The organism is Bradyrhizobium arachidis, from assembly GCF_024758505.1.
Classification (GTDB): Bacteria; Pseudomonadota; Alphaproteobacteria; order Rhizobiales; family Xanthobacteraceae; genus Bradyrhizobium; species Bradyrhizobium manausense_C.
In genome coordinates, this window is sequence record NZ_CP077970.1 from 2,935,525 (window position 1) to 2,955,037 (window position 19,513).

Sequence of the window (19,513 nt, forward strand, 5' to 3'; positions counted from 1 at the left end):
GTACCTTAGCGTAAGCCAGTTCGAGTCACTCTACTTACCGGTAACGGTTGGAATCCGCGGATTGACGTCGTTTTTCTGTAGTCTCGCTGCCAGCGCCACGGTCAAAGCCTGTGCAAGGCACATCGGAGCGGCGAGTGAACGCGAGAACGTGTATTCATGCTCTGGAACAGCGAATAGAACGCGGGCGCTCTTAGCCAGCGGCGACAGCGTGCTATCCGACATCGCAATGATGGGAACGCCATTGCGCCCGGCTTCCTCCACAACGTTGACGACCTCGTTTGCGTAGAATCGGAACGACACCGCAACGAGTACGTCCTTCTTGCGGATCGTACGCGCGATGTGCGTAGCAAGTCCGCCGCCCGCGTCGAGCAACACGCAACGTTTGCCCAGCATGGTCAATATGTAGCGAAGGAATTCAACTACGGGCGCTGAACGCAGTTGCCCGATCAGAAAAACCGAGTCGGCTCTCTCAAGGAGGTTCACCGCTTCCGAGAGAGCCTTTGGGGAAATCTCCGTGAGCATGTCCTGAAGGGAGGCAATGTCACGGACGACCAGGTCGCGCAGAAAGCCAACTTCGCTACGATCGGTACGAGCGCCCAACTCGATTTCCAGAGCTTTAATCCGCGCCTCGAAACCCGGGGCGGCGGTTGACAAGCGCCGTTGAAACAACGCCTGAAGCTCCTTGAAACCTTCGTAGCCAAGTGATTGGGCGAAGCGCACGAAGCTCGAGGCATGGATGCCGCAGCGGTCGGCGATGGAGTTCACCGACAGGACCGCGACATCATTCGGGTTCTGGGTCAGATAAACGGCTATCTTTTGATAGGACTTGCTCATGTCATCGTAGCGATCGTGGATGACACGGATCAATTCCTCATAGTCTTCCGGCGTCTTCACGTCCTGCATCTAAGGTGCTCTCGTCATTGGTTTCATCGTGTGCGGATGCTGACAACTTCACTCTCGTTCGGAAGGTTGTCCTCTCTAAAAGTCAGCAGTGCCAAGGCGTCGGCATTGGTCGAGCATCCAGAAACACAGCCTGGCCGTTGACCGGACGGGCCAAGGACCCAAAGGGACTCGCGCGCCCTCGCATCACCATCCCTGGCGGCGGGGCACAATCATCGATAGTACCGGCGAACAATTATTGACACTTTTGCATATTTGCAATAACTCTTGCAAGCAAATAGAACATTCGTCGGCGGGTGGAAACGGTGGCGATCAAATTCGCATTGCTCGGGTGCGGGCGTATTGGCGTATTGCACGCCCGGAATCTTGCCAAGGCGGACGGAGCGCGCCTGGAGACGGTATTCGATCCAAATACAGCTGCCGCTGAAGCGGTCGCAAGAGCGTATAGCTGCGGAGTATCCGCAAGCGTGGAAGATGCGATCGGTAAGGCCGACGCGGTTCTCATTGCGACATCGACTGCCACCCATTCCGATCTAATCGAGCTCACGGCAAAGGCCGGCAAGGCGATTTTGTGTGAGAAGCCGATCGATCTCAGCCTCGATCGGGTGCGAGCATGCCGCAAGGCCATTGAAGGCTGCAACGTACCAATTCAGATTGGCTTCAATCGCCGCTTCGACCCCGGGCACCGAGCTGCGCGCGACGCCTGTGCCGCCGGCAAGATCGGAAAACTTGAGCAGGTGGTTATCACGTCGCGTGATCCAGGAATGCCGCCGCGAGGTTACACTGCGGTCTCGGGCGGTATCTTTCGAGACATGACGATTCACGATTTTGACGTGGCGCGCTTCATGTTGAACGACGAGCCGACCGAGGTCTTCGCGACCGGCAGCGCGCTTGTCGATCCCTCTATTGGACCGGATTTCGGCGACTTCGACTCCATCATGGTGATCATGCGCACTGCTGACGGAAAGCTGTGCCACATCAACAACTCTCGACGGGCTGCCTTTGGCTATGACCAGCGGATCGAGCTCCTTGGCAGCGATGGGATGGTCATCTCCAATAACAAGAAGGCGCACGAGCTGAAGTTTTACGGCTCGACCACGACTGAAGGGGCTGAGCCCTACCTCAACTTCTTTATCGAGCGTTATGCGGAGGCCTACGAAACCGAGATCGCGGCCTTCATTGCGGCCGTTCGCGACGCTGCGCCGACCCAGGCAACTTTCGACGACGGATACCGCGCGCTCATGCTCGCGGAGGCGGCGGTCGAGTCCGCCAGGACCGGCAAGATGGTCGAAGTCCACGATATCGTGTGACATTGAAGGTGCCTATGGCGTCGAGCAGCAGTAGCGACACGCCAAGCAGCGCTCGGACCGACTCTTGGAGAACCTAAATGACTTCGATGCATGGAAAGATCGCGATTGTCACGGGCGGGACCCAGGGGCTCGGTGCCGCCATCGCCAAACTCTTCGCCGAGCGCGGCGCGAAGGGCATCGTCACGTGCGGTCGAGACGAGACGAAGGGGCGAGCAAAGGCCGATGCAATTGCCACAGCCACGGGCGCAGCAGTGGTATTTGTGCGCGCTGATCTGACGAAGACCGAGGATTGCGCCAGAGTCGTGGCTGAGGCGGACAGGGCCTTCGGGCGCGTCGACGCCTTGGTGAACGCCGCGGGTGACACGAGCCGCGGCACGATCATCGACACAAGCCCAGAATTGTTCGACAAGATCTTCGCCGTCAACACGCGTGCCCCGTTCTTTCTGATGCAGGACGCGATCAAGCTGATGCGCCGCGACAAGGTGCAGGGCACGATCGTCAACGTCTCTTCAATGTCGGCGATGGGTGGCCAGTCCTTCATTGCCGCCTATTGCGCATCGAAGGGCGCGCTCGACACGCTGACGCGAAATACTGCCCATGCGCTGCTGCGCAACCGCATCCGTGTGAACGGTCTCAACATTGGTTGGATGGCCTCGGAAGGCGAGCTCAACACGCAGCAGGTCTATCATGGCCGGTCCGCGAGTTGGCTCGAAGAAGCCGCCGCGCGGCAGCCCTTCGGGCGATTGCTCGATCCCATCGAGGTGGCGCGCGCCGTTGCGTTCCTGTCCTGCGATGAGTCTGGAATGATGACGGGGGCCACCATCAACTTCGATCAAAGCATCTGGGGCGCCTATGATACGTCACCGCACCCGGAAGCGCCGCTCTGAGACGGTTCGAGGCCAAAGGCTTTTCTCTGTGACAAGCGAGCGACGGCATGGACGGCATCGCGCCAGGCAAGCTGGACGTGGTCTCCTATACTCCCGATCACGTTCTGGCCAAGCCGCGACGAGCGTCCATGCAAGAGCCCCCGCCAGTATGTGAAATAGGTGTTGCAGGATTATAGGTTATGCAATATTAGTTGCAAAAAAGAAACGATGTGAAGCGGCCGGATAGAGCCGCCACCGCATGGAGGGAACGCGTGGCTTTGCTTGATGTGCGAAGCATCTCGAAGAGCTTTGGTGCTATTCGGGCGCTGTCCGATGTCAGCTTTTCGGTTGATGCGGGGGAAGTGGTCGGGCTGATGGGCGACAACGGCGCCGGCAAGTCGACCATGGTGAAGCTGATTGCCGGAAACTTCCCGCCGACCGAGGGCGCTATCGTCGTCGATGGCAAGGCATGCCATTTCCACAGGCCGATCGAGGCCCGGGCGGAGGGCATCGAGGTTGTGTATCAGGAGCTCGCGCTCGCCGACAACCTCACCGCCGCGGAGAACGTCTTCCTCGGACGCGAAATCAAGAAGGGGTTCTGGCCGTTCCGCATTCTCGACAAGCAGTCGATGATCGGGCGTGCCGGCGAGCTCTTTGCCGAGCTCAAATCGGAGACGCGTCCCCGGGACCTCGTGAAGAAGATGTCGGGAGGACAGCGCCAGGCTGTTGCGATTGCCCGGGCCCGGCTGTCCAATGCCAAGCTCGTCCTGATGGACGAGCCGACCGCAGCGATTTCTGTGCGACAGGTCGCCGAGGTGCTCGAGCTCATCCGCCGGCTGAAGTCTCGTGGAGTATCGGTGATGCTGATCAGCCACCGCATGCCTGACGTCTTTACCGTCTGCGATCGTATCATTGTGCTCCGGCGTGGCTCAAAAGTGGCCGACAAGGAGACCGCGATGACCTCGCCGGAGCAGATCACCGGCCTGATTACGGGGGCGATCCGTGAAGCCTAGTTCCGCCAAAGCGATCGAAGAAACACACGCCGCAATCAGCGACGTCGTCAGCATTCGCGAGCAGACCACCTTCCAGCGACTGATGACCAATCAGGCAATCTGGGTGGCCGTCGCACTCCTTGCTCTGGTGGTGTTCATGACCTGGCTGGAACCGAGCTTCGGTACCGCCGATAACGTGACAAACATCACGCGCAACTTCGCTCCGCTCGCGATCATGAGTCTCGGCATGACCGTGGTGATCATCACGGGGGGCATCGATCTGTCCGTCGGCTCGGTCATGGGGCTCGTTGCCATTGTCACCGGGATCCTGCTGACCTGGAATTATCCCTGGTACGTTGCCTTCGCAGCCGGGCTCCTGTCGGGACTGGCATGCGGAGCCTTCAACGGCTTCTTCGTTGCTTACATTGGCATGCCGTCTTTCGTCGTGACGCTCGGCATGCTGTCGATCGCGCGCTCGCTGGCCGTCGTGATCTCCGGCAACCAGATGCTGTACAAGTTTGGTCCGGACGCACCCATCGTCAGGGCAATTGGCCAGGCGAAATGGCCGCTGCGTGCGCCGGCCGGGTGGGCGCCATCCTGGATTCCGGAGTTCTCTTCCCACTTTTGGGTGATGGTGATCCTTGCCCTCATTCTCGGTGCCATCTTCATGTTCACCGCCTGGGCGCGCCACCTCTATGCGATCGGCTCCAATGAAAGCGCCGCGCGTCTAACCGGCGTGCCGGTCGACTGGATCAAGTTCCAAGCCTATGTGTTCTCGTCTTTCACGGCCTCCATCGCCTCGCTGCTGCTCCTCGGCTACAGCGGCTCGGCCATCAACGCGATGGGGACCGGCTACGAGCTCCGTGTGATCGCCGGCACCGTCATCGGTGGCGCCAACCTGATGGGCGGCTATGGAACCGCCTTCGGTGCCGTGATTGGCTCAGCCTTCCTCGAGGTGATCCGCAACGCCCTCCTGATGGCTGGCATCGACTCGAACTGGCAAGGCGCATTCGTTGGCATGTTCATCGTCATTGCCGTGCTGCTCGGCATGCAGACGAGTGGGACGTCGCTTCTTGCTACGATCCGCGAGTGGGTCGTCTGGAAGCGTAGGTAGGAATCCGATGGCAGTAAGGTCGGAGACTTGGAGTCAACAAAAAGGGAGGAGAAACGTGCATAAACATCTATTGATGGCCGCCGTGGCGTTTTCAGCGCTCATGGGAGGACAGGCCTTCGCGCAGCAGAAGTTTACCTTTGCGCTCGTTCCCAAGAACATGAACAATCCGTTCTTCGACCAGGCGCGGGACGGCTGCAAGAAGGCGGAAGCGGAGTCCAAGGGCGCCTTCCAGTGCATGTATATCGGCCCCGGCGAGCACGGAGGCGGCGAGGAGCAGGTGCAGATCGTGCAGGACCTCGTGGCCAAGAAGGTGGACGGCATCGCCGTGGCACCGGCCAACGCGGCAGCGATGGCCGTTGCGCTGCAGGCCGCCAAGGGCGCCGGCATTCCCGTGTTGACCTGGGACTCCGACGTTCTCCCCGAGAACAAGGAGCTGCGTCTTGCCTATATTGGCACCCACAACTACGAGATCGGCGTCAACATCGCCAAGATCGTGCAGACCATCAAGCCGAAGGGCGGCACGATCTGTATCCAGTCCGGTGGCGCAGCTGCAGCCAACCACAACGAGCGCATGAAGGGTATCCGTGATACGCTCTCCGGCAAGGAGTCCGCCCAATCGCCCGGGGAGCGGCTGACTGGACAGAATGGCTGGAAGGAGATCGACGGCTGCCCGCTCTACACCAACGACGATTTCCCTCTGTCGGTGCAGCAATTCCAGGACATCATGGCAAAGAACCCGAGCCTGGACGCGTTCACGCCGACGGGCGGTTTCCCGCAATTCGTGCCAGACGCTAACCGCGCTGCGGTCGCGCCCTTCAAGGACAAGATCGGCAAGAAGGACTTGGCGTTGGTGGTTGCCGATACGCTGCCGGTTCAGATCGATCAGATGAAGGAGGGGCTGTCGCTCGGCCAGGTCGGGCAGCGACCGTTCGAGATGGGCTACAAGACCATGTTCGCTTTGAAGGACGTCAAGGAAGGCAAGGCTCCGCCTAAAGATCCGACCTATACCGGCCTCGACGTCTGCACATCCAAGAACGTCGATAGCTGCATCGCGAAGTAGTTCGTGCGTGACGGCAGCGGGCTAGGCGACTAGCCCGCCCCGGCGGCAGCGTCCGGCTGATCTCCCGCCTTGGGCACCATGGACTTCGATCGTCGAACTGCCGACCTGAGCAGGATCGTCGAGATGCAGCGTAATCAAGTCCGAAAAGATTATGAGGCTCCTCAAGACCCGGGGGCGTCGGATCGGAGCTTGTCCGGATCGTGGTGGTAGGCCGCGATGTTGCCCCGCGGTGTGACAGCTCGGCTCCCACAGCGTGCTGACGCCCCTTTCCCGCAGGGTCGCCGGCTACCGCGTGGTGGGCATTGCCCTTCAGCTGGAAGGCAATGTGATGAACTCAGCGCGCGGCGCGCCGAGCTTGATCTGATTGTGTCTATCTGCCTCTAGTTGGCTCAAATTGGCCAATGATGGACTGGACGGACTGACGTGCAGTGAGAAAGCGTCAATCCAAAACGCACGACGCTTAAAGCAGATCCTCGTAAGAGTTCTCAAAGACTTGGGTCCGGGGGCTGATCGTTGGTGAGCCAAAACATCCGGGTCGCAGCGCCGAGTTGCTTCCCGTTACCAATCGTACGATTTTTGCGCGCTGATGGACGATTTCCTGCGATTCACACGCTAGCTGATTCAGCCTTCTGCAGAATAAGCGGCAGAAGCCCGCCAATGCGAAGGGTTTCGCATTCCAGATTCGTCTCGATCGCGGCTGCCGCGACAAAGCTGTCAAGCTGAGTACCGTCCCTCAGGATCCTGACTGTCACCGGAGCCCGCGGCGCGATGGCCTCGAGGCCGGCGTCGATCTCCAGGCTGTCGCCCGGCCTCAGTCCGAGATCCTGCGGCCGATGATCGGTCGGCAGGCGCAGCGGCAGGATGCCCATTCCAATCAGGTTGGAGCGGTGGATGCGCTCGAAGCTCAGCGCGAGCACGGCGCGGACGCCGAGAAGGGCCACACCCTTGGCCGCCCAGTCGCGCGAGGACCCCATGCCGTAGCGCTCGCCCGCAATAACAACGACTGAGCGATCCTCTTCGGCGTAACGCTCGGCGGTCGCGCGCAGCGACATGCGGTCGCCGGAGTCAGCGTGAATCGTGGTGCCGGGCGGCAGATCAGCGCCGAGCAGATTGCGAACGCTCTTGTTGGTGAAGAGGCCCCGCAGCATCACCTCCCAATTGCCCCGCCGCGACGCGAAAACGTTGAGGTCATGTCGATCTTCGCCGTGCGCGATGAGATAGGCGGCCGCCTCACTTGCGGGCGGGACCGCGCCGGCGGGCGAGATGTGATCGGTGGTGATGTCGTCGCCGAGGACGAGAAGAGGCACGGCCGCATAGGAGCCCAGCCGCGTACCGTTGCTGAAGCCCGCAAACGGTGGCCGCCGAATATAGGTGGAGCCCTTTTCCCACGGGAATAGCGCAGAGTCAGGTGCTTCGAAGCCCGCCCAATCGGCGCTCGCTTCCGCGGCGTCATAGGCCTCAGCGTAGTCGCCGGCGTCTCGCGCCTGCGCGAGTGCTGCATCGATTTCGGCTCCGGTCGGCCAGATGTCCCTGAGACGGACGTCGTGGCCTGACGCGCTGCGTGCAATCGGGTCGCGCAGAATGTTGCGACATACATCGCCGGCGAGAGCGAAGGCGACGACGAGCGGAGGCGATGCCAGGAAGGCCAGCTCGATTTGCGAATGCACACGGCCTGGAAAATTGCGATTGCCGGACAGAATCGCGACCGGCGCGATCGTGCGGTCCGCAAGCGCATGCGTCATGGCCGGCGCCAGCGGCCCGGAGTTGCCGATGCACGTCGTGCAGCCATAGCCGACAATGCCGAAGCCGAGCGCTTCGAAGTCCGCGAGGAGGCCGGCCCGCCGCAGATAACGCTCGGCCGTGGGCGAGCCCGGCGCCAGCGATGTTTTCACCCAGGCCGGAGGTGTCGATCCGAGCAGCCGAGCCTTGCGGGCGAGAAGGCCGGCGGCGACCAGAAGCCTCGGGTCCGACGTGTTGGTGCAACTCGTGATCGCTGCAATCGCGACAGCCCCGTCAGCCGGCCGACCTGCAACGGTGATGTCGCGGACTGCCGCTGCGGCGTCGCCGCCGCCAAGCGCCGGTCCCAGCGCTTCGATGGTTTTGCCGGCCGCAATTCGATCCTGCGGCCGCCGCGGACCGGCGAGGCTGACCTCGACGGCGTCGAGATCGACATCGATCGTTTCGGTGTAGCGCGGATTGGCCTCGGGATCGAACCAGAGCCCCTGGCGGCGCGCATAGGCTTCGACCAGCGCGATCTGCTCGCACGAGCGTCCGGTCTGCGCGAGATAGTCGAGCGTCCGACCGTCGATTGGAAAGAAGCCGGAATTGGCGCCGAACTCCGGAGTCATGTTGGCAACCACGGCGCGATCGCCGGCCGAAAGCGAGGAGACGCCCGGTCCGAAGAACTCCACAAAGCGGTCGGCGAGATCGATCTTTCGCAGGCATTCGGTAACCGTCAGCGCAAGGTCGGTTGCCAGGACGCCTTCACGCAGGCGCCCCGTGAGGCGCACGCCGACTACATCGGGGACCCGCATCATCACCGGCATGCCGAACATCACGCTTTCAGCTTCGAGTCCGCCGACCCCCCAGGCGAGCACGCCGATCCCGTTGATCATCGGGGTGTGGCTGTCGGTGCCGATCAATGTATCCGGGGCAGCCCACAACTCGCCATCACGACTGGCGGTCGTCACGACGCTGGCGAGGCGCTCCAGGTTGAGCGTGTGCATGATGCCGGTGCCGGGCGGATGCACACGGACGCCCTTGAGTGCATGGCTCGCCCACTTCATGAAGCGATAGCGCTCGCCATTGCGCTTGAGCTCATGCGCCATGTTCAGCTTCATGGCGTCCGGGCGGGCGAACACGTCGACGCCGATGGAATGGTCGGTAGAGACGTCGACTGGCAGCACCGGATTGAGGCGATTGGGGTCACCGCCCGCTTCCGCGAGCGAGGCGCGCAAGCCGGCGATATCGACCAGCGCCGGTCCGCAGGTCGTGTCGTGCATCAGAACGCGTGACGGCTGAAAGGCGATTTCGCGGTCACTGCGGCCACAGTCAAGCCAGTCGAGCAGTGCGGAGACCGCCGTGTCCTTGTCATCGCGCGAATTGCGCAGGACGTTTTCGAGCAGAATGCGCAGGATCACGGGCAGGCGAGGGAGATCGCTGCCTGCCGCCGCAACGATGTCTGCGATACGCCAGGTCTTGTCCCCGACGGTCAGCGTGGCGAAACCGGTAATGGCTGGATATTCTGTCACTCAGGCGTGCTGCTCGGCCGGCTGGGTTCGTGTTGCGGCTGAGTTCTCCATTCTCGTGAACCAGGTCATCAGGAACGAGACGAACAGCAATCCGCTCAGGAACAGCAGGCCGCCATAGGTGCTCCCGGTTGCGTCCTTGATTGCGCCGATGGCGTAGGGGCCGGCGAAGCCGCCGAGATTGCCGATCGAGTTGATGGCCGCAATCGACACCGCGGCCGTGGAACGGGAGAGAAACAGGCCGGGCAGCGACCAGAACGGTGACTTGAAGGCGTAGATGCCGGCGAGCGAGAGCGAGATCAACGTCATCGCGACCGCGGGCTGTGCGACGAGGCCGGTGAGCGCAAGCGCTGCCGCACCCCAGAGCAGGGGAATTGCCGAGTGCTTTTGCCGCTCGCCGGTGCGGTCCGAATTGCGCGACCACAAGACCATCACCACCGTCGCGAAGGCGTACGGCAGCATGGCGACAAGGCCGACCTCGAAATTCGTGAGCGAGGCGGACAGGCCTTTGATGATCTGCGGCATCCACAGGCCGATGCCGAGGTTACCGACCTGGTAGATGAAGTAGATCACCGACAGGAACAGCACCTTCGGATTGGTGATCGCCGCGACGATTCCGAGATGCTCCACATTGCTCCGCGCGGTGTGATCCTTGCGCAGCTCCTCCGTCAGCCAGTCGCGCTCTTCGGGAGCAAGCCATTTGGCCTGTTCGGGGCGGTCGGTCATGATGAAGTAGTTGAGGATGCCGGCGATGACGGCGGGGCCGCCTTCGAGCAGCAGCATCCAGCGCCAGCCGCTGAGACCGAAGCCGGAGACGTGATCCATGATCCACGTGCTCAAGGGCGCGCCGATCAGGTACGACACCGGAATGGCTGCGGTGAACAGCGCCACGGTTGTCGCCTGCTCCTTGGCGCGGAACCAATAGGTCAGATAGATGATGATGCCGGGAAAGAAGCCGGCTTCGGCGACGCCGAGCAGGAAGCGCAGCATATAGAGCTGCATCGCGCTCTGCACGAAGGCGCTGGCGGTCGCGACGATGCCCCAGCTGATCAGGATCCGCGAAATCCAGATGCGTGCGCCGTATTTGTTGAGCGCGACGTTGCTCGGCACCTCGAACAGGAAATAGCCGATGAAGAAGATGCCGGCGGCGAAGCCGAAGGCCTCGCTCGTCAGCGCGAGCTCCTTGTTCATCTGCAGCGCCGCGTAACCGATATTGGCGCGGTCGAGATAGGAAATGACGTAGAGGACAAAGCAATAGGGCACGATGCGCCAGAACACTTTGCGCGTCGTGGTTTGCTCTGTTGTCGATGTGGTGGCGGACATGGCGGCGTTCCCTTGAGGGGATTTTGATATGACGCCGGCCTCCCCTGCAGGCGGGCACCTTGCAGGGGCATATATGCATTTTATAGAATAAAAAGCAATGCTGGGATTCTGGATTTTGATTTCTAGACCTTGGGGACCTTGATCAGGCCCGCCCCCTCGATGTGGACACGGAGAAAGTCGGAGGCCTCCTGTCTCAAGCCTTTTTCCAGCAAGGTCAGGATGTTGATGTGCTCTCGGCACTGGATGGGGAGCCGACTGCGATCCACGGTGATGCGGTACTCGACCAGCCGGCGCAGCCGGTTCACCCGCTTGACGGCATCGAGAAAGAACGGGTTGTGCGCGCAGCCCACTAGCATCTCGTGGAACTCTGCGTTGGCCGCGAAGATTTCCGAACGCGAGGCGCGCTTGTAGCCGCCCTCGAGCAACCATTGCTGCTGCTCGCGGGCCGCTGCAAACGCGGCGCGGTCGATCTCGAAGCTCGGCAGGAGCAGCGCCTGCGGCTCCAGCGCGACGCGGAGCTGATAACCCTGCCGATAGCTCTCCTGCGATGTCAGGAGCGGACCGAATTCCCAGCCATTGCCGGGCAACCGCTCGATCCATCCTTCATCGGCAATGTCGTTGAGAATCTTCAAGAGGCGCGTGCGCGACAGACCATAGCGCCGCATCAGCTCATTCTCGCTGACGCGGTCCGGCAGCTTGCCCTCCAGCCGATCCTCAGCGATCGCGAAATACCATCGATCCTCGCGCTCCGACGCGTCGCTCTCCGCCTCGTCCGGTTCGGGAAGGTCACTGGCACCCTTCACCAGGAAGAAGCCGCGGTTGGGCTCAGAGCGAACGATCTTCATCTCTTCGAGGATCTGCAGCGCGCCGTTGATTGGCGCGCGTGAAACCTTGAGCGCATCGGCCAGCGTCTGGCTGGGCAGGTGCTGGTCGGGCTTGAGATTGTTGTCGCGGATGTAGTCTAGAATCCGCGATGTCATCTGGGTCGCGAGGCTAGGGCGGGGCATGCGGCGACTCGGGTTCTCCTGCCTGAACAGCTTTCGCTCACAGGCACGGTCGGCACAAGCGGCCGTTCCAGACGGGATTGCGTTCTCACCGAAATTGTGTTTTAGAAAATAAAAATCAATATCGGGAGGAGCCGTGAAGCCCCCAGAGCTTGCGCCCTGTTGCGCATCCGACGTCACCGCCGATCCCCAGATGACCCGTCGCGCCATCGCGCATCTCGCCGTGGCCGGCGTTCTCTCGAGTGCCTTGCCCGCCCGTGCCTCACAGGCTCAAGTCAAGACAGGCTCCCCATCGGAGGACCGCCCCATGCCCGCCAGTTCCAGCTCATTCGTTTATGTCGGTGCGCGCACCACCAGGGAGCGAAATGCGCGCGGCGATGGGCTCAACGTCTACCGGATGGACAACGCGACGGGGCGGTGGGCGCATCTCCAGCTCCTCGGCGATCTCGTCAATCCCTCGTTCCTGGCCTTTGATCGAAGCCAGCGCTTTCTCTACACGGTGCATGGCGATCTCAGCGATATCACGGCCATGGCGATCGACCCGGCCGCCGGCACGCTGCGCGTGATTAACCGGCAGAGCACCGAAGGCAAGAACCCGGTCCACCTTGCGGTCGATCCAACCAACCGTTTCGTGGTGGTCGCCAACCACATCACCTCGACACTCGCGCTCCTGCCGCGCCATGATGACGGCTCGCTCGGCGCCGTGATCGATCTCGTCAAGCTCGAGGGCAAGAACGGCCCGCACCGGGTAGAGCAGCCCTTCGCCAAGCCGCACCAGGTCGAGTTCGATCCGTCCGGGCGCTTCATCGTCGTGCCGGACAAGGGGCTGGACCTCGTCTTCACCTATCGGATCGATGCCGAGAAGGGAAAGCTGGTGCAGGCCGGCAAGCCGGCGCAGGCGCGCGAAGGCGCTGGCCCCCGCCATGTGGCGTTCCATCCGGCACGCCAGCTCGCCTACGTCGTCAATGAGCTGGATTCCACGGTGACGGCCTATCGCTTCGATCCGGCCGATGGTGCGCTCCAGCCGTTCCAGGTGCTCTCGGTCGTCCCGGATGCGTTCACGGGTAACAGCCGCGCGGCCGAGATTGCCGTCTCAGCGGACGGACGCTTCGTCTACGCCTCCAACCGCGGCAATGACGGCATCGCCACCTTCGCAATAGATCCCGCGACCGGCAGACTGTCTCCCGCAACCTGGACGCCGAGCGGCGGCAAGACCCCGCGCTTCTTCGCACTCGGCCCGTCTGATGCATTCCTGTTCGCGGCCAATGAAGACAGCGATACCGTGATCGCCTTCAGGCGCGACGCCGCCAATGGCGGCCTCAGCGCAACAAGCGAGGTCGTGCGTGTCGGAAGCCCGGTCTGCATCCTGTTCAGGATGGCGTGAACGCCGGTCTGTAAATCAAGGCGGACCACCGATCAGGTGTCGGGCCGCCTAACGGTCAGTCCGAAAGGACGGACAGTCCGCAAAACGGATATGGCCCTACATCCGGTGCACCATCGCAAAGCGTGCGGTCGCCGTGACTCGTGGCGGCCGAGAACCATCAGACGATCAGGTGTGGGACAATCAGAAGTGAGCCGTTACCAGGACGAAGCTCCGTCCGGTTGCGAAGTCGAAGTTGCGTGCCCGCCATAAAAATTCGCTATGGCGGCAGAGGACAGTCGTGCTTCCCCTGTCATCAAACCTAAATCATTTTTTTCCCGCCGGCCGCAGCAAAAAAATTCCAAGGGCAAGCCCACGAAAGCGGCGCAGTTGATAGACGCATAATCCTGTAGCAGCAACGGAGCGGGGAAATGACAATCGAATTGAGCCGGCGCGGATTTTGTATCGGAACGGCCCTGATTGGACTTCAGACCGTCTCCTCCAGTGCTTTCGCCCGAAGCGAGGACGGCACCGTCAAGCTCGGCCTTGTCGCGCCGATGAGCGGACCGAATGCCCGCTACGGCGCCTTCTCGCTGCGCGGCGCCCAGATGGCGGCAAAGGAGATCAACGGTGCCGGCGGCATCGGGGGGCGCAAGATCAACATTCTGGCGGGTGACAGCCAGGGGACGCCGGTCGAGGGCGTCTCGGCGACCCGGCGGCTGATCGACCAGGACCAGGTCGACTTCATCATCGGCGACGTCTCGAGCTCGGTGACGCTGGCGATGCAGCCAGTTGCCGAGGATGCCGGCGTGCTGCTCCTCAATGCCGCCTCGTCGAACCCGAAGATCACCTACAAGGCGGGTGTCGGCGGTTTCAAATGGACCTACCGCAACTATCCGACCGATGAGAACCGCGCCCTGATCGTGCTGCAATACGCCGCCGAGAAGAAGGGCTTTACCAAGTACGCCGTGCTCTCGGTCGACAGCGACTACGGGCGCGCGGCCATTGAGTTTACCAAGAAGTACCTGCCGCGTTTCAAGAGCCAGATCCTGACGGAAGACTACTACAAGGAGGGCGAGGTGGATTTCCGCAGCGTGCTGTCCAAGATCCGCGATTCCGGCGCCCAGGCCATCATCATGTACGGCAACGCCGATTCCACGCCCATCGTCGGGCGCCAGATGATGGAGGTCGGGATCGCCGGCAAGATCCCGCTGATCGGAAACGCCGAGTTCAACACCGAGAAGACCATCAAGGCTGCGCCGAAAGCGCTCGAGGGCGCCATCGAGGCGGCGGCCTGGCTTCCGGCCTACGAGTCCGAGAAGAGCAAGGCCTTCGTCGACAAGTTTACCGCCGAGTACCGTGAAGCGCCCAACAATCACGCCTATGTGCACTGGGAAACGACGCATCTTCTGGCCAAGGCGATCGACCAGGCCCAGAGCATCGACCGCGAGAAGGTCCGTGCCGCGCTGTCCAAGATCCATTATGCGAGCGCGGTCGGCGAGGTGACCTTCGACGACCACAATCAGGCGCGCCTGCCGATGATCCTCCTCGAGATCGAGAACGGCAAGCCTGCCATCAAGGGAGCCTATTCGGCCGAGATCGATTATCCCAAATAGGGCGCCACTCACATGTTCTACACGATCATCGAGCAGGTCGTTAACGGCATCGTATCCGGATCGGTCTATGCGATCGTTGCCGTCGGCATGACGATGATTTTTGGTGTGCTGCGCGCCATCAACTTCGCCCACGGCGAATATTACATGCTCGGCACATTCGGGGCCTGGTTCGCCATCGAGTATTTCGACCTGCCTTATCCGGTCGCGATCGTGATCGGCGTGGTGGCGACGGCTGTCATTGCCGTCGTCGTCGGCAATTTCGTGATGCAGCGGATCGTCGGGGCGCCGGCCGAGGCCGGCGTGCTCGCGACCCTCGGCGTCGCACTGATCCTGCAGAACACGGTCATCCTGGTGTTCGGCGGCAGCTACAAGTTCTTCTCCGGCGGCTATATCGAGCCCGTGACGCTGTTCGGCTTCACGCTGGCCGAGCAGCGCATCCTGATCATCATCGTCGGCCTCATCGTGTTCGTCGGCCTCGAGCTGATGGTCACCTACAGCCGGATGGGCAAGGCGATGCGCGCGGTGTCGCAGAACATCGAGTGCTGCGCGGTGGTCGGCATCGATGTCCGCCATATTGCACTCTGGACCTTCATCCTCGGCGCGGGTCTCGCAGCGCTTTCGGGCGTGCTGACCGCGCCCGTGAATGTCAGCGTCTATGGCGGCATGGGCGAGCTCATCACCTTCAAGACGCTGCCGATCATCATCATGGGCGGGCTCGGCAACGTCCGCGGCACGTTCGTCGCGGCGATGATCCTTGGCATCGCGGAGAGCCTGGTCGCCACCTATGTCGGCCTGCAATTCCGCGACACCGTCGGCTTTGCGACCCTGATGCTGGTGTTGATGTGGCGTCCGCACGGGCTGTTCTCCGCGCAGGCCCGCTTCTGATTGCCATGGATGTGACATGACTGAGATCGTCCGAGACCAGACCATGACAACGGCGGAAAGCTCAGCTGCGCCGACGGGCCGGGATCTCCGCATTCCCTTCGGCCTCATGCTCATCGCGCTGGCTTGCGTCGCACCGCTATTCCTCGGCAATTACCCGCTGCACGCGATCATCATCGCGCTGATCTTCCTGCTGCCGGCCCATGGTCTCAACCTGCTGCTGGGATACACCGGGCTGTTGTCGCTGGCGCAGGCGGCGTTCTTCGGCATCGGCGCGTATACGTCTGCCTTGCTGGCGGTGCATTTCGGTACGCCATTCTATGTGAATTTCCTCGCAGCTGGCCTCGTGACCGGCGCGATCGCGGCGCCGCTCGGAATTCCTGCGCTGCGGCTACGCGCGACATCGTTCGTGATGTGCACGCTCGGTTTCGTCATCATCGGCCAGGCCATTGCCAAGAACTGGATCAGCCTGACGCGCGGCGACATGGGGCTGGCGGCAATTCCCAAGCCTTACTTCGCACTGGGGCCGGCCTCGTTCACGGTATCGGGAACCGTCGGCTTCTATTATTTGGTGCTCGTCATCGCTGCGCTGGCGACTCTGGCCGTCTACCTGATCGTGCGGTCGCCGGCCGGCCGCAACATGATTGCCATTCGCGAGAACGAGACGCTTGCTGAATCCGTGGGTATCCCGACCTGGTATTACAAGCTGGTCGTGTTCATGATCAGCGCTGCCTTTGCCGGGCTCGGCGGCAGCCTCTATGCGCATTACCTGACCGTCGTCAGCCCGCTGACCTTCCAGATGTACTACTCGACGACGATGCTGATCATCGTGCTCGGCGGCGGGGCGGGGACCATCTCGGGCGTCATCTTCGGCAGCTTGTTGTTTGTCGGCCTCACCGAAGCCCTGCGCGTAGCCCCAGAGCTGCGCATGATCGCCTACGGGTTCTTCCTGCTCGGGTTGGTGTTTTGGTTCCCGAGCGGATTCGCACCGCTGATCGGCCGCTTCTGGTCATTCTTGGAGAAGCGCAAATGAGCGGGCTGCCGATCCTCGATATCTCTGGCCTCTGCAAATCGTACGGCGCCGTGCGTGCGGTCGACGGTGTCGACCTGCATGTCGACCGCGGCGAAATCTGCGGCCTCATCGGTCCCAACGGTTCGGGCAAGTCCACCTTCTTCGACTGCGTGACCGGGCTCGCGAGGCCAAGCGCGGGCGCGGTGAAGCTCGATGGGCAGGACATCACCGGCTGGTCGCTGAACGATATCGCGCGGGAGGGGCGCATGCTGCGCTCGTTCCAGAAGACAGTGGTGTTCTCCGCGCTCGACATCGAGGAGAACCTCGTCATCGCCGGCCAGATGTTCACCTTTCCCGGCATTTTGTCGACTTTCGGGATCGGCGCCGCCGCCCGCAATCGCGTCGCGGCGCTGCGGGAACGAGCACGCGAGCTGATCAAGATTGCAGGTCTCTGGGACGTGCGTTTCCAGCCAGCCGGAAAACTCTCCGGCGGACAGCAGAAGCTGATCCAGTTTGCCTCGATGCTGATGCCCGAGCCAAAGCTCATCCTGCTCGACGAGCCGATGGCCGGCATCAACCCGAAGCTGATCGAGCGTGTGGTCGACAGCATCCGTCTCGCCAATACCTCCTTTGGCGTCAGCTTCCTGATCATCGAGCATAACATCGACGTGGTCACGAGCCTGTGCAAGCGCGTGGTCGTACTCGACCAGGGCCGCAAGCTCGCCGAAGGAACACCGGACGAGATCGTCCAGAACCAGGCAGTGCGGGAGGCCTATCTCGGTGGCTGAACCCTCTCTCTCGATCAAGGGCTTGCGCGCCGGCTACGGCTCGCTCGATATCCTCAACGGCGTGGATCTCGACGTGCCGCAGGGGCAGTTCGTCGCGTTGATGGGGCCGAACGGCGCCGGCAAGTCGACGCTGCTCAAGACGCTCTACGGCATGACGACCGTCAAGGGCGGGGCCATCGGCTGGCAGGGCAAGGATATCACCGCCTACAAGTCGCGCGCGATTCTGGCCGAGGGCATCTCCTACGTGCCGCAGGGACGCTGCAACTTTCCGGTCATGACGGTCGACGAGAACCTCCAGATGGCCGCCTACACGCTTCGCGACAGCAGGGTGAAGGCGGAGCGCGATTATGTCTATGACCTGTTTCCGATCCTGAAGACGCGCCGCAGCACGCTCGCCGGTAACATGTCGGGCGGCGAGCAGCAGCTGCTCGAAGTCGCGATGGCCGTGTTGCAGCGGCCAAAGATCCTGCTGGTCGACGAGCCGTCGGTCGGTCTGTCGCCGACCGCGATCGGCATCGTCTTCGACGAGCTGTTGCGCATCAACGCCGCCGGCCAGACCATTTTGCTCGTCGAGCAGAACACCAAGAAGGCGATGGCAGTGGCGCAGCGCGCCGTCATTCTTCGACTCGGCAAGGTAATCTGGGACGGTCGTCCCGCCGATATCACCCACGACGAGCTCGGCGAGCTCTTCCTCACCGGCCGCATGCGCGGCGAGACCGACGTCGAACATTGATTTACGCGCTCGCTCGGCGGGCGCGGACACATTCGCAACGCAAAGGACGACCACAGTGACGATCTTCGTGCCGGCCGCGCGCGTCTCGCGCATCAAGATATCTCCGACCACAGCGGCGTCTGCGCGCGTGCGTGAGCTGAAGGCCGCCGGCCGCGACATCGTCGATATGGCGATCGGCGAACCTGACTTCGACACGCCCGATCACGTCAAGGCGGCGGCGCACGAGGCGATCGACCGCGGCGAGACGAAATACACCGCCGTCAATGGCACCGTCGCGCTGCGCAAGGCTGTTATCGCCGACTACAGGCGGCGCCTCGGTCTTGAATATGCCGACAACGAGATCTGCGTCGGCGGCGGCGCCAAGCAGATCCTGTTCCTCGCGCTGATGGCGAGCGTGGAGGAGGGGGCGGAGGTCATCATTCCCGCACCCTATTGGGTCTCCTATCCCGACATGGTCATCGCTAATGACGGCAAGCCCGTTATCGTCCGCTGCTCGGAAAATCAGGGCTTCAAGCTGACGGCGGAAGCGCTGGAGGCCGCGATCACGCCGAAGACGCGTTGGCTGATCCTCAATGCGCCCTCGAACCCGACCGGCGCGGCCTATTCCCGCGCGGACCTCAAGGCGATCGGTGATGTGCTGCTGCGCCATCCCAACGTCCTCGTGCTCTCGGACGATATCTACGACCAGATCTGGTATCGTGACGAGGCCGCGACGACACTTGCCGCCGCAGTGCCCGCGCTCAGGGATCGCATCCTGCTCACCAATGGCGTATCAAAAACCTATGCCATGACCGGCTGGCGGATCGGTTATGCCGCGGGTCCCGCGCCGCTGGTCGCCGCCATCAACAAGCTGCAATCGCAGATGTCATCCTGTCCGTCGTCGATCAGCCAGGCGGCCGCTGCCCATGCACTGGCGAGCGACCAGTCGTTTGTTCGCGACAGCGTCAAGCTCTACAAGGAGCGCCGCGACTATGCCTGCGCCCGGCTGAATGCGATTCCCGGCCTCTCGTGCCTGGTGCCGGATGGTGCGTTCTACCTCTATCCCGGATGTGCTGGCGTGATCGGCAAGACGACCCCGGGCGGCAAGGTCATCGAGAACGATCTCGATTTCGTGCTCTATCTGCTGGACGACGTCGGTGTCGCCGCCGTTCAGGGGGCGGCCTATGGGCTCTCGCCTTATTTCCGGCTGTCGATTGCGACCTCGATGGAGGCGATCAAGGACGCCTGCGACCGCATCGAGAAGGCCTGCAGGGCGCTGCGCTGACGAAACCGATTGAAATCAAGGGGCTAGATAAAGGATAGTGT

At 62.2% G+C, this 19,513-nt stretch carries 16 protein-coding genes; 12 read left to right on the forward strand and 4 right to left on the reverse strand.

Annotation, left to right across the window (positions count from 1 at the left end):
- Nucleotides 1–30: 30 nt before the first annotated feature.
- Nucleotides 31–903, reverse strand: a complete 873-nt coding sequence (locus KUF59_RS13045; RefSeq protein WP_212457043.1) for a MurR/RpiR family transcriptional regulator — start codon at nt 901–903, stop codon at nt 31–33.
- A 302-nt stretch (nt 904–1,205) separates the two neighbouring features.
- Between KUF59_RS13045 and iolG the strand changes: the two genes are divergently transcribed.
- The 5 genes from iolG (at nt 1,206) to KUF59_RS13070 (ending at nt 6,242) form a co-directional block, all read left to right on the forward strand.
- Nucleotides 1,206–2,210 carry an inositol 2-dehydrogenase gene (gene iolG / locus KUF59_RS13050; RefSeq protein ID WP_212457042.1) on the forward strand — a complete coding sequence of 335 codons (1,005 nt, stop codon included), beginning with the start codon at nt 1,206–1,208 and terminating at the stop codon, nt 2,208–2,210.
- A 77-nt stretch (nt 2,211–2,287) separates the two neighbouring features.
- Nucleotides 2,288–3,097, forward strand: coding sequence for an SDR family oxidoreductase (locus tag KUF59_RS13055; RefSeq protein ID WP_212457041.1), 810 nt, complete (start codon nt 2,288–2,290; stop codon nt 3,095–3,097).
- A 251-nt stretch (nt 3,098–3,348) separates the two neighbouring features.
- Nucleotides 3,349–4,089, forward strand: coding sequence for an ATP-binding cassette domain-containing protein (locus KUF59_RS13060; protein ID WP_212457040.1), 741 nt, complete (start codon nt 3,349–3,351; stop codon nt 4,087–4,089).
- The gene (locus KUF59_RS13065; RefSeq protein WP_258769547.1) at nt 4,079–5,182 is read left to right on the forward strand and encodes an ABC transporter permease; all 1,104 of its coding nucleotides are present in this window, start codon (nt 4,079–4,081) and stop codon (nt 5,180–5,182) included. The genes KUF59_RS13060 and KUF59_RS13065 overlap by 11 nt, the downstream gene beginning before the upstream one ends.
- Before the next feature lie 55 nt (nt 5,183–5,237).
- On the forward strand, nt 5,238–6,242 hold the full coding sequence (locus KUF59_RS13070; RefSeq protein ID WP_212457039.1) for a substrate-binding domain-containing protein: 1,005 nt from the start codon (nt 5,238–5,240) through the stop codon (nt 6,240–6,242).
- Between the two features lie 605 nt (nt 6,243–6,847).
- On the opposite strand, the gene acnA is transcribed toward KUF59_RS13070, so the two are convergent.
- The 3 genes from acnA to KUF59_RS13085 all read right to left on the reverse strand — a co-directional run bounded on the left by acnA (nt 6,848) and on the right by KUF59_RS13085 (nt 11,820).
- Entirely contained in the window at nt 6,848–9,475 is a 2,628-nt protein-coding gene (gene acnA / locus KUF59_RS13075; RefSeq protein ID WP_258770010.1) for an aconitate hydratase AcnA, read from the reverse strand.
- Between the two features lie 18 nt (nt 9,476–9,493).
- Complete coding sequence (locus KUF59_RS13080; protein WP_212457038.1) at nt 9,494–10,813, reverse strand: MFS transporter; 1,320 nt, start codon at nt 10,811–10,813, stop codon at nt 9,494–9,496.
- A gap of 122 nt (nt 10,814–10,935) precedes the next feature.
- Nucleotides 10,936–11,820: a GntR family transcriptional regulator gene (locus KUF59_RS13085; RefSeq protein WP_258769548.1), complete on the reverse strand. Its 885-nt coding sequence runs from the start codon at nt 11,818–11,820 to the stop codon at nt 10,936–10,938.
- Between the two features lie 304 nt (nt 11,821–12,124).
- On the opposite strand from KUF59_RS13085, the gene KUF59_RS13090 reads away from it, so the two are divergent.
- The 7 genes from KUF59_RS13090 to KUF59_RS13120 all read left to right on the forward strand — a co-directional run bounded on the left by KUF59_RS13090 (nt 12,125) and on the right by KUF59_RS13120 (nt 19,472).
- Nucleotides 12,125–13,201, forward strand: coding sequence for a lactonase family protein (locus KUF59_RS13090; protein ID WP_249140158.1), 1,077 nt, complete (start codon nt 12,125–12,127; stop codon nt 13,199–13,201).
- A 407-nt stretch (nt 13,202–13,608) separates the two neighbouring features.
- Nucleotides 13,609–14,793: an ABC transporter substrate-binding protein gene (locus KUF59_RS13095; RefSeq protein WP_212457036.1), complete on the forward strand. Its 1,185-nt coding sequence runs from the start codon at nt 13,609–13,611 to the stop codon at nt 14,791–14,793.
- 12 nt (nt 14,794–14,805) lie between these two features.
- Nucleotides 14,806–15,678, forward strand: coding sequence for a branched-chain amino acid ABC transporter permease (locus KUF59_RS13100; protein WP_212457035.1), 873 nt, complete (start codon nt 14,806–14,808; stop codon nt 15,676–15,678).
- Nucleotides 15,679–15,721: 43 nt separating this feature from the next.
- Nucleotides 15,722–16,708, forward strand: a complete 987-nt coding sequence (locus tag KUF59_RS13105) for a branched-chain amino acid ABC transporter permease (protein WP_212457423.1) — start codon at nt 15,722–15,724, stop codon at nt 16,706–16,708.
- Nucleotides 16,705–17,475, forward strand: a complete 771-nt coding sequence (locus KUF59_RS13110) for an ABC transporter ATP-binding protein (protein WP_212457034.1) — start codon at nt 16,705–16,707, stop codon at nt 17,473–17,475. Before KUF59_RS13105 ends, KUF59_RS13110 begins: the two co-directional genes overlap by 4 nt.
- On the forward strand, nt 17,468–18,208 hold the full coding sequence (locus KUF59_RS13115) for a branched-chain amino acid ABC transporter ATP-binding protein (RefSeq protein ID WP_212457033.1): 741 nt from the start codon (nt 17,468–17,470) through the stop codon (nt 18,206–18,208). The genes KUF59_RS13110 and KUF59_RS13115 overlap by 8 nt, the downstream gene beginning before the upstream one ends.
- A gap of 55 nt (nt 18,209–18,263) precedes the next feature.
- Nucleotides 18,264–19,472, forward strand: coding sequence for an aspartate transaminase (locus KUF59_RS13120; protein ID WP_212457032.1), 1,209 nt, complete (start codon nt 18,264–18,266; stop codon nt 19,470–19,472).
- The last annotated feature ends 41 nt before the right edge of the window (nt 19,473–19,513 follow it).

What these genes read in the sequence shown, in the direction of transcription:
- KUF59_RS13045 (WP_212457043.1), bottom strand. Translation starts at nt 903, where the DNA reads ATGCAGGACGTGAAGACGCCGGAAGACTATGAGGAATTGATCCGTGTC.
- KUF59_RS13055 (WP_212457041.1), top strand. Translation starts at nt 2,288, where the DNA reads ATGACTTCGATGCATGGAAAGATCGCGATTGTCACGGGCGGGACCCAG.
- KUF59_RS13080 (WP_212457038.1), bottom strand. Translation starts at nt 10,813, where the DNA reads ATGTCCGCCACCACATCGACAACAGAGCAAACCACGACGCGCAAAGTG.
- KUF59_RS13085 (WP_258769548.1), bottom strand. Translation starts at nt 11,820, where the DNA reads ATGCCCCGCCCTAGCCTCGCGACCCAGATGACATCGCGGATTCTAGAC.
- KUF59_RS13090 (WP_249140158.1), top strand. Translation starts at nt 12,125, where the DNA reads ATGCCCGCCAGTTCCAGCTCATTCGTTTATGTCGGTGCGCGCACCACC.
- KUF59_RS13095 (WP_212457036.1), top strand. Translation starts at nt 13,609, where the DNA reads ATGACAATCGAATTGAGCCGGCGCGGATTTTGTATCGGAACGGCCCTG.
- KUF59_RS13100 (WP_212457035.1), top strand. Translation starts at nt 14,806, where the DNA reads ATGTTCTACACGATCATCGAGCAGGTCGTTAACGGCATCGTATCCGGA.
- KUF59_RS13105 (WP_212457423.1), top strand. Translation starts at nt 15,722, where the DNA reads ATGACAACGGCGGAAAGCTCAGCTGCGCCGACGGGCCGGGATCTCCGC.
- KUF59_RS13110 (WP_212457034.1), top strand. Translation starts at nt 16,705, where the DNA reads ATGAGCGGGCTGCCGATCCTCGATATCTCTGGCCTCTGCAAATCGTAC.